Origin of the sequence: Bradyrhizobium lablabi (assembly GCF_001440475.1) — a bacterium.
GTDB lineage: Bacteria > Pseudomonadota > Alphaproteobacteria > Rhizobiales > Xanthobacteraceae > Bradyrhizobium > Bradyrhizobium lablabi.
Genome location: NZ_LLYB01000060.1, coordinates 318,770 through 327,533 on the forward strand (window position 1 = coordinate 318,770; position 8,764 = coordinate 327,533).

At 63.0% G+C, this 8,764-nt stretch carries 9 protein-coding genes and 1 pseudogene; 4 read left to right on the forward strand and 6 right to left on the reverse strand.

Going from position 1 to position 8,764, the window contains the following annotated elements:
• Positions 1-169: 169 nt before the first annotated feature.
• From CQ14_RS14370 to CQ14_RS14380, 3 genes are read right to left on the reverse strand one after another with little or no spacing between them, the layout of a single operon-like run.
• A complete protein-coding gene (locus CQ14_RS14370) occupies positions 170-1,366 on the reverse strand; it encodes an acyl-CoA dehydrogenase family protein (RefSeq protein ID WP_057858510.1) in 1,197 nt (398 codons plus the stop codon).
• 14 nt (positions 1,367-1,380) lie between these two features.
• Positions 1,381-2,514 (reverse strand): acyl-CoA dehydrogenase family protein, encoded by a 1,134-nt coding sequence (locus CQ14_RS14375; protein ID WP_057858511.1) that lies wholly within the window; start codon positions 2,512-2,514, stop codon positions 1,381-1,383.
• 31 nt (positions 2,515-2,545) lie between these two features.
• Positions 2,546-3,394: an enoyl-CoA hydratase gene (locus CQ14_RS14380; RefSeq protein ID WP_057858512.1), complete on the reverse strand. Its 849-nt coding sequence runs from the start codon at positions 3,392-3,394 to the stop codon at positions 2,546-2,548.
• Between the two features lie 163 nt (positions 3,395-3,557).
• On the opposite strand from CQ14_RS14380, the gene CQ14_RS14385 reads away from it, so the two are divergent.
• The 3 genes from CQ14_RS14385 to CQ14_RS14395 are packed head-to-tail and all read left to right on the forward strand — an operon-like array spanning position 3,558 to position 5,572.
• A complete protein-coding gene (locus CQ14_RS14385) occupies positions 3,558-4,166 on the forward strand; it encodes a LemA family protein (RefSeq protein WP_057858513.1) in 609 nt (202 codons plus the stop codon).
• Between the two features lie 9 nt (positions 4,167-4,175).
• Positions 4,176-5,072 carry a TPM domain-containing protein gene (locus tag CQ14_RS14390; protein WP_057858514.1) on the forward strand — a complete coding sequence of 299 codons (897 nt, stop codon included), beginning with the start codon at positions 4,176-4,178 and terminating at the stop codon, positions 5,070-5,072.
• Positions 5,073-5,074: 2 nt separating this feature from the next.
• A complete protein-coding gene (locus CQ14_RS14395) occupies positions 5,075-5,572 on the forward strand; it encodes a TPM domain-containing protein (RefSeq protein WP_057858515.1) in 498 nt (165 codons plus the stop codon).
• Between the two features lie 247 nt (positions 5,573-5,819).
• Here CQ14_RS14395 and CQ14_RS14400 read toward each other — a convergent pair whose 3' ends face one another.
• The 3 genes from CQ14_RS14400 to CQ14_RS14410 form a co-directional block, all read right to left on the reverse strand.
• On the reverse strand, positions 5,820-6,434 hold the full coding sequence (locus CQ14_RS14400; RefSeq protein WP_057858516.1) for a glutathione S-transferase family protein: 615 nt from the start codon (positions 6,432-6,434) through the stop codon (positions 5,820-5,822).
• A gap of 271 nt (positions 6,435-6,705) precedes the next feature.
• The gene (locus CQ14_RS14405) at positions 6,706-7,515 is read right to left on the reverse strand and encodes an MBL fold metallo-hydrolase (RefSeq protein ID WP_057858517.1); all 810 of its coding nucleotides are present in this window, start codon (positions 7,513-7,515) and stop codon (positions 6,706-6,708) included.
• On the reverse strand, positions 7,512-7,886 hold the full coding sequence (locus CQ14_RS14410; protein WP_057858518.1) for a Crp/Fnr family transcriptional regulator: 375 nt from the start codon (positions 7,884-7,886) through the stop codon (positions 7,512-7,514). The genes CQ14_RS14405 and CQ14_RS14410 overlap by 4 nt, the downstream gene beginning before the upstream one ends.
• Before the next feature lie 239 nt (positions 7,887-8,125).
• On the opposite strand from CQ14_RS14410, the pseudogene CQ14_RS14415 reads away from it, so the two are divergent.
• Positions 8,126-8,764: pseudogene (locus CQ14_RS14415) on the forward strand (hypothetical protein); the annotation flags it as partial.

An 8,764-nucleotide genomic window follows, 5' to 3' on the forward strand; every position in this document is an offset into this window, starting at 1 on the left:
TCCCACCCTCCCCTGGAGGGGGAGGGTCGGCACGCATCGCAAGATGCGTGACGGGGCGGGGTGATCTCTCAACTCGGGCACTGTTGGATGTGGAGAGACCGTCACCCCACCCCGCCGCTTCGCGTCGACCCTCCCCTCCAGGGGAGGGTAAGCAAAGCAGCGCCGGCCGCTACAACCCCAACACCATCTTCGCCACGATCTCCCGCTGGATCTCCGACGAACCGCCGAAGATCGTGTAGGCACGGCCGTTGAGATATTCCGGCACTACCGGCAGCAGCTCCTCGGGAATTCCCGGCGTCTCGTTCAGCCGGTACAGCGGCCGCACCGGCTCGACATAGAGGCCGTCATTGCCGATCACGTCGACGCCGAGCCGCGTCACCGCCTGGCGTATTTCGCTATTTCGCAGCTTTAGCAGTGACGACACGGCGCCGGGATTTTGCCCGGTCTGCAATGCCGAGAGCACGCGCAGTTCGGTCATCTCCAGCGTATCGATATCGACCTCGATCTCGGACATCCGTACCGCGATATCGGGATCGTCGATGGCGCGGCCGGTGACTTCGGATTCGGCAAGCTCCGCAATCGTCTTCAGGACGTCGCGCAGCTTGGCCGAGGCAATGCCGGCACCGCGCTCGAACTCGAGCAGGTATTTTCCGTAGGTCCAGCCCTTGCCTTCCTCGCCGACGCGGTTGGCGACGGGCACGCGCACGTCGTCGAAAAACACCTGGTTGACCTCGTGGTCGCCACCGATGGTGAGGATCGGCCGCGTCGTGATACCCGGCGTCTTCATGTCGATCAGGATGAAAGAGATGCCGTCCTGCTGCCGCTCGGTTTCGTTGGTGCGCACCAGCGCGAACATGCGGTTGGCGTGATGGGCGTGGGTGGTCCAGATCTTGGTGCCGTTGATGATGTAGTCGTCGCCGTCGCGCACCGCGCGGGTTTTCAGCGAGGCGAGGTCGGAGCCGGAGCCCGGCTCGGAATAGCCCTGGCACCAGTAATCCTCGCCGGAGAGAATCCGTGGCAGATAAAAATTCTTCTGCTCGGGCGAGCCGAAGCCGATGATGACGGGGCCGACCATCTTCACGCCCATGACGTTCACATTCGGTACGCCGGCGCGGGCGCATTCGGCTTCAAAAATCCAGCGCTGTGCCGGGGTCCAGTCGGGCCCGCCATGGTCCACCGGCCAGCCCGGTGCGCCCCAGCCCTTTTTGTGCAGGGCACGCTGCCAGGCCATGCCGATGTCGGGGTCGGAGAACACCGACGGCGTCAGCGCGGTGGCGCGTTTCATTTCCGGCGTGAGGTTGGCCGCGATGAAGTCGCGGACTTCCTGCTCGAAGGCGCGCTCTTCGGCATTGAAAGTGAGATCCATGGATAGGCTCCTGTTCAGGCCTGAACGGCACGGCCGCCGAGGGCGGCATGACGGCGATAATGGTGGCCGCTGTTGCCGAACAGCGTGTCGAAGGCAAGCAGCCGTTTGAAATAGGAGCCGATGTCGAGCTCTTCGGTGACGCCCATGGCACCGTGAAGCTGCACCGATTGCTCGGCGACGAAGCGCGCGCATTTGCCGATCTTGGCCTTTGCGCCCGAAGCGGCACGGCCGCGCGCGACCGGCTCGGCATCGGCCATCAGCGCGGCGCGCAATGCCATTGAACGCGCTTCGTCGCATTGCATCGCCATGTCGGCGAGGCGATGGCGGATCACCTGATTGGCGGATAGCGGCCGCCCGAACTGCTTTCGGATTTTTGTGTATTCGAGTGTCTGGTCGAGCAGGGTCTGCATGATGCCGACGGCCTCTGCCCCAAGCGCCGCCATCGCGCGATCGACAACGGCTTCGATCGCGGGCAGCGCGTCGCTGCCGTCGCCGAACACGGCCTCGGCGGGAAGCTGCACGCCGTTGAGATCAAGGTTGCTGGCCCGGCCGCCGCCGAGGCGAGGATAGTCGCGCGAGGTAAGCCCGGTTGCGCCGCGGGGCATGAGGAAGAGCCCGATCTTGCCACCATCGTCGCGCGCCGAGACGATGATCTGCCCGGCGGCGTTACCGTCGAGCACGGCGGTCTTCTGTCCATCGAGACGCCAGCCGTCCGGCGTTTTCTTCGCCGTGGTCTTAACATCAGAGAGATCGAAGCGTGCCTGACGTTCCGAATGCGCGAACGCCAGAATCAACGAGCCGTCGGCGATCTTTGGCAGCAGCTCATGCTTCTGCGCGTCAGTGCCGCATTCCGAGATCAGCGATGCACCGATCACGACGGTGGAAAGATACGGCTCGGAAACGAGGCCGCGCCCGAACGCTTCCATCAGAATTCCAATCTCGATGGCGCCGCCGCCGAGGCCGCCATAGGTTTCCGAAATCGGCAGCGCGAGCCAGCCGAGATCGGCGAACTGCTTCCAGATATCGGCGCTGAAGCCGAGTGGATCGCTTGCGATCTTGCGGCGGTGATCGGCGGTATAGGTGTCGCTGATAAAGCGGTCGGCACTTTCGCGCAACAACCGCTGCTCGTCGCTCAAGGTGAGGTCCATCTGATCTTCTTTGCCTGTTCTATTTGCTTTTTTATTTTGCTTGGGCGGGTTTGCGGACCGAGGGGTGTAGACCTGCCGGATCCACGATCATTCCGAATTCCTGCAAATTGTGCGCGTGGCAAAGCTGATGCAGCGCGAATGCCTGCTCGATCGCCGCGGGCTGCCCCATCACGTCGACCGAACGATTGACGGCCTCTTTTGTCAGTTTCAGCGCGAACGAAGGCTTGGCCGCGATCCGTTCCGCGAGCTGCATCACGAAGGAGGAAAGTTCATTCCGCGGCACCACGTGATTGACCATGCCGAGCCGGTGCGCTTCCTCCGCGCTCCAGACGTCTGCGGTAAACAGCAATTCCTTGGCCTTGCGCGGGCCCAACTCCCAGGGATGCACGAACCATTCGACGCCGCAGACGCCCATAGTCACGACCGGATCGCAGAACTCGGCATCACTGCTCGCGACAATCAGGTCACACGCCCAGGCCAGCATCAGCCCGCCGGCGATGCACTTGCCATGCACCTCGGCAATTGTCGGTTTGGCGAGGTTGCGCCAGCGCCGGGTGATCTGCAGATAGATTTCCTGCTCGCGCGCGAAGCGGCCGTGGGCATTGGGCTCGGCGAACCCGCCCCAGTTTCCGACCGGCGGAAAATCCACGCCGGCGGTGTTCTTGGCCCCGGGCCGCAGATCATGCCCCGACGAAAAATGCGGGCCATTGCCGGCGAGGATGATGACCTTGACCGCATCGTCCTGCACCGCCTGGTCGAAGGCGGCGTTGAGGTCGTAGGTCATCTGCAGGTTCTGCGCGTTGCGCGCCTCGGGGCGGTTCATCACGATCCGCGCGATCCGCGGGTCGGGCCGCTCCACGACGATGGTTTCGAACTCCATGGCGCCCTCGCGTTTCCTTTTTGTTGGCGGTCATGTTGTTATTTCGGCAAATGATACGCAAGGGCCGTCGCCTGCAAAATCGACCTGAGGTGGGCTCGCGCCTGCATACCGGACGCAACCAATCTGCTATGCTGGCGTTGGACTTTTCATTTGGGAGAGTTCGATGCGCAGATTTTGGAGCGTGCTGGCGACCCTGTCGTGCCTGAGCCTGACCAATTGTGGCTACAATGCCATCCAGACCACTGACGAGCAGGTCAAGTCGGGCTGGTCTGAAGTGGTCAACCAGTATCAGCGCCGTGCTGATCTGGTGCCCAATCTCGTCAATTCCGTGAAGGGCTTTGCGCAGCAGGAAAAGGACGTCCTGCTGGGCGTCACCAATGCCCGCGCCAAGGTGGGCAGCATCCAGGCGACGCCCGAGGTGCTGAACGATCCCGCCGCCTTCCAGAAATTCCAGGCGGCCCAGGGCGAACTCTCCAGCGCGCTGTCGCGGCTGCTGGTGGTGACCGAGAACTATCCGCAGCTCAAGTCGGACGCGCTGTTCCGCGACCTGATGGCGCAGCTCGAAGGCACCGAAAACCGCATCACGGTAGCGCGCAATCGCTACATCAAGGCGGTGCAGGACTATAACGTCGGCATCCGCACCTTTCCGAACAATCTGACGGCGATGGCGTTCGGCTACAAGGAGAAGCCGAACTTCACGGTCGAGGACGAGAAGGCAATCTCGACCGCGCCGAAGGTGGACTTCAATCCGACGCCGGCGCCCGCGAAGTAGCGGACGAAAATGCGCGCGGCAAGGGCCTCTCTTCTTGCACTGCTGCTGTGCTGGGCCGCTTCGGCGCTGGCGCTCGTCGCGGTGCCACAGCTGACGGGCCGCGTCGTCGACCAGACCGGCACGCTCTCGGCTGCCGATATTGCCGCGCTGACGCAGACATTGCGGGATCTGGAGACGCGAAAGGGTAGCCAGATCGCGGTGCTGATGGTGCCGACGACGGACGGCGAGGCCATCGAGCAGTTCGCGCTGCGGGTCGCGGAAGCCTGGAAGATAGGCCGCAAGAAGATCGACGACGGCGCGCTGCTCGTCATCGCCAAGAACGACCGCCATTTGCGCGTCGAGGTCGGCTACGGCCTAGAGGGCGCGCTGACCGATGCCACCACGAAGCGCATCATCGACGAAGACATCACGCCGAAATTCAAGACCGGCGATTTCGCAGGCGGCGTTTCCGCGGGCGTCACCCGGATCGTCCGGGTCGCCGACGGTGAAAAATTGCCGGAGCCGGCGCCGCCGCATTGGCAGGGTTCAGGCCTGTCCAACGATATCGATCCGTTCAATCCCTTTATCCTCGTCTTCGTCTTCATTGTCGGCGCGGTGTTGAGGGCCTTGTTTGGCCGGTTCATCGGCGCGGCGGCAACCGGGGGCATTGTCGGGAGCTTCAGTTGGTTCCTTGTAGGATCGCTCGCGGCTGCGATCGTCGTCGGCCTTATCGGTTTCGTCGTGACGTTCCTCTTCCAGAACATGGGCGCCATGGGACCAAGCGTGGGACGCCGCGGCAGGGACAATGGATGGGTCATGGGCGGCGGCGGTGGCTCGTGGTCCGGCGGTAGCAGTTCCAGCGACAGTGGCAGTTTCAGCGGAGGCGGCGGCAGTTTCGGCGGCGGCGGCGCGTCGGGGAGCTGGTAACCATGAGCATCGCACGTATCACCAGGCACCTGCTCCAGCATCACTGGCGCCGCCGGCGCAATTTCCCGCCAGTCCTCCTGGCGAAGATCGAACAGGCGATCAATGCCGGCGAGGCCACCCATTCCGGGCAGATTCGTTTCGTGGTCGAAGGTGCGCTCGACGGTGCGCCGCTGTTTCGTAACCAGTCCGCGCGGGAGCGGGCGCTGGACGTCTTTTCTCATTTGCGGATCTGGGACACCGCGAATAATAACGGCGTGCTGATTTATCTCCTGCTCGCCGACCGCGACGTCGAGATCGTTGCCGATCGCGGCATCGACGCCAAGGTCGGCGCTGAAGGCTGGGAGAAGATCTGCAAGGAGATGGAAATCGATTTCAGGGCGGGCGACTTCGAGCGCGGTGTGATCAAGGGCGTCGAGGCGGTGTCGCGCGAACTGGCGACGCATTTCCCGAGAGCTGGCGGGGGAACGAATGAACTACCCGATGCGCCGGTGGTGCTGTAATGCACTACCACCGCCCCAAACCAAGGGATAGTCGGCTCAATCCGTTTGCACAGTGTGAGCCTACCTCAAGACGGTTTGGCCATACCTGCATGCAATGGCCTCAGCCCGCGCCGGGTGTTACCAATCAAGGTAGATAGTGAGCGGAATGCAAGCAACGGAACCGGACTCCCGAGCCGGCAGTTGCAAGATGAGGTCGGCGGCGTAACGCCCGCCGGCCTTTTTCTTGAGCGGTGAGCTAACTGCTCCGTTACGCCTTCGCCGAAGGCCGCTCGGCCACCCGCGCCATCCACGCCACGATGTTGGCATTCGCCGTATCGAGCGGCTGGCCGACCTGGCCGGCGAAATCTAACCAGCCGTAGAGCAGAATATCGGCCAGCGTGAAACGCTTGCCGCAGAGGTAGTCGCGGCCATCGGCCATCTGGCCGTCGAGCCATTGCAGGCGATTGGCGGCGATCATCTTCAGCCCGGGCGAAGCCTCGGGCGCGCAGGGAATTCGCTTCTCGAAAAACTTCAGGCCCTCGCCGAAGCGGAAGCCGTTGCCCATATGCTCGCAGATGTTGAGATCGACGCGGCGCGTCCACATCCGGCATTCGGCGCGCTCTTCCGGCGTCGCCCCGATCATCGGCGGGGCCGGGTGCTTCTCTTCGAGATATTCGCAGATCGCGGTGATCTCGGACAAATAGTTGCCGTCGTCGAGTTCGAGCGTCGGCATCTGGCCGTGCGGGTTGCGCTTCAAATGCTCGGCCTCGCGGTTCTCGCCCTTGCGCAGATCGACGGTCTGCTTCGGCATCTCGATGCCCTTCTCCGCCATGAACATGCGGACGATGCGCGGGTTCGGTCCGACCGAGTCGTAGAACTTCATGGTGCTGTCTCTCCCTGTTTTCTTTTGACGTCATGGTTGTTGGGAGCTGTTGAACAGGCGGCCGCAGCGTTTGTCAAATGGCTGGATTACATTCGGCGCGGCGGAATATCCTGCGGGCCGTTCTCCCCGTCATTGTCTGCGACAAACGCGAAGCGTTTGCGCAAGGAAGCGACGAAGCAATCCATCTCTCCTCATTCGCGGATGGATGGATTGCTTCCGCCTTCGCTCTTCGAGCTACGGCGGACAAGTCGCTTCGCTTGCCAATGACGGACTAATCATCGAGCTTGTTGAGATCGCGCACCGACTGCATGATCGGCTCGAAATTCGCTCGCGCATCGAGCGCGTCGAACAGTTGCGCGGTGTCCGACAGCAATGCGTGCGAGCGCTGGATCGCGATCCGCACGTCGTCCTGTGGCGTATCGGACAGCCGCCCGTGGCCCGATAGCAGGATCTTCGAGTTCAGGCCCTTCAGCCGCTCCAGCGACTGGATGTAGTCGGCAATGCTGCCGGAGCCGAACACGCCGCCCATCACGCCGCCGGGCATCAGCGTATCGGAGGCGAACAGCAATCCCTTGTCCTGGTCGAACAGCGTGATGCAGGCCGAGGTGTGACCCGGCGTGTACATCACGGTGAGGCGAAAATTGCCGAGGTCGATCAAATTGCCTTCTTCCAGCCAGAGATCGATATTGATCGGCACGTTCGGCTCGTTGAACATCTTGCGCAGCATCGAGAAGTCGTCGCGCAGCATGATCTTGTTGGCGGCGAGCCGATGCGCGGCGATGAAGGCGCGGCCGTGGAAATGATAGGCCGCGCCGATATGGTCGAGATGCTCGTGGCTCAGCACCACCATGTCGATATCGTCGGGCTTGACGCCGAGATGGTCGAGACACGTCAAGAGGTGCGGATAATTCGAGGACAGTCCGACATCGATCATGATGGTGCGCGAGCTGCCGCGCACCAGATAGGCGTTCGCCGCGCGGTTCTTGAAGCGGACCTGATAGACGTCCTCGGCCGCCTCGATCAGCGTGCAAACGTCGCTATCAAGCAGAGTCTTGAAAGGGCTCGGCTTGCGATCGCTCATGAACTGCCCGCGGCCCGGAAGGCGACCGTATTGGAGGCCCGCAGTCGTTTGCTGAGCGCATCCATGATCATCAGCGCAAAGGCCGGCTGCTGGCTCACCAGATAGACGAAGCGGGCGTGATTGATCCGCATCACGCGGGTGTTGGGCGCGGCGGCAATGGCCGTTGCCGAGCGGGACGAGCCGTCGATCACGGCCATCTCGCCGAAGAACTCGCCCTTGCCGAGGGTGACGATCACGGTCTTGCTGGCGCCGTTCATCTTGGCGATCTCGACCTTGCCGTCGAGCACGACGAAGAGTTCCCGCCCGGTCGAGCCTTCCTCAAAAATGACGTCATCTACACCAAACTCGTTGATGCATTTTTCGATGGTCATGGCGGACCTCCTGCCTTTCTGGCTGGTCGGTCGTTCCATGTTAATCGGGAAATAGGCCGGCGCAAATGGAACGACGGCTGCCGCAGGGCAGCATGCAGGAGCCGGGGCAAGGACGGCCGGCATATGGCGCCCAAAGCCGGCTCGGATGAGTTCCTAAAATTTCGGTAAGGCCGGCGCCGGTAACGATTTGGCAAGCAATAAAAGTTACCAAATGGTCAATCAATTCTGGAGAATCCAACGTGAGCGATCAGCAATCCCAGCCCACCAGCGGTGAAGCCGGAACTCCTGGCGCCGCGCCGGCTGCTCCCGGCGCGGCTGCGACGGGCGAGCCGGTAGCGGCCGCGGCAGAGGTCGAGACGGCCAAGCTCTCACCCGAACAGGAAGAGACCGCGCCCAAGGTGGAGGCTGTCGGCATGGAAGCGCCGAAGGTCGAGACGCCAAAGGCTGACGCCCCCAAGATTGACGCTCCCAAGATCGATGCCGTGAAGCCGGAAGCGCCGCGCTTCCCCAGCAATGTGATGATCATGTCGCCCGGCGACCGGGTCGGCACCGAGGCGAAGGCTGCGCCGGCGGAGGCTTCGTCCGGCAAGCGCAGGTTCGGGGCAATGGCCGCCGTGGTGGCGCTGGCGACGGTGGCGGGTGCGCTTGGCGGCGCGCTGGCAACCGCGGGGATCGGGAAGTTGATGGCCCAGGATACGGCCGCGGCCCCAGTCGCCGCAGCCCCAGTCAAGGACAGCGCGCTGGAAGCCTCGGTGGCGCGGATCGATGCCGAGATCGTTGCGCTGAAGGCCAGCCTCGAGCATACGGCCAAGGCCGGCGTGACCCAGTTCAACAAGGCTAGCGACCGCCTCGACAAGGTCGAGAAGGCGCAAGCCGAG

Bases quoted from the DNA above. Each gene is read 5' to 3' on its own strand.
- CQ14_RS14370 (WP_057858510.1), bottom strand. From the start codon at position 1,366: ATGGATCTCACTTTCAATGCCGAAGAGCGCGCCTTCGAGCAGGAAGTC.
- CQ14_RS14410 (WP_057858518.1), bottom strand. From the start codon at position 7,886: ATGACCATCGAAAAATGCATCAACGAGTTTGGTGTAGATGACGTCATT.
- CQ14_RS14395 (WP_057858515.1), top strand. From the start codon at position 5,075: ATGAGCATCGCACGTATCACCAGGCACCTGCTCCAGCATCACTGGCGC.
- CQ14_RS14380 (WP_057858512.1), bottom strand. From the start codon at position 3,394: ATGGAGTTCGAAACCATCGTCGTGGAGCGGCCCGACCCGCGGATCGCG.
- CQ14_RS14375 (WP_057858511.1), bottom strand. From the start codon at position 2,514: ATGGACCTCACCTTGAGCGACGAGCAGCGGTTGTTGCGCGAAAGTGCC.
- CQ14_RS14400 (WP_057858516.1), bottom strand. From the start codon at position 6,434: ATGAAGTTCTACGACTCGGTCGGACCGAACCCGCGCATCGTCCGCATG.
- CQ14_RS14390 (WP_057858514.1), top strand. From the start codon at position 4,176: ATGCGCGCGGCAAGGGCCTCTCTTCTTGCACTGCTGCTGTGCTGGGCC.
- CQ14_RS14405 (WP_057858517.1), bottom strand. From the start codon at position 7,515: ATGAGCGATCGCAAGCCGAGCCCTTTCAAGACTCTGCTTGATAGCGAC.
- CQ14_RS14385 (WP_057858513.1), top strand. From the start codon at position 3,558: ATGCGCAGATTTTGGAGCGTGCTGGCGACCCTGTCGTGCCTGAGCCTG.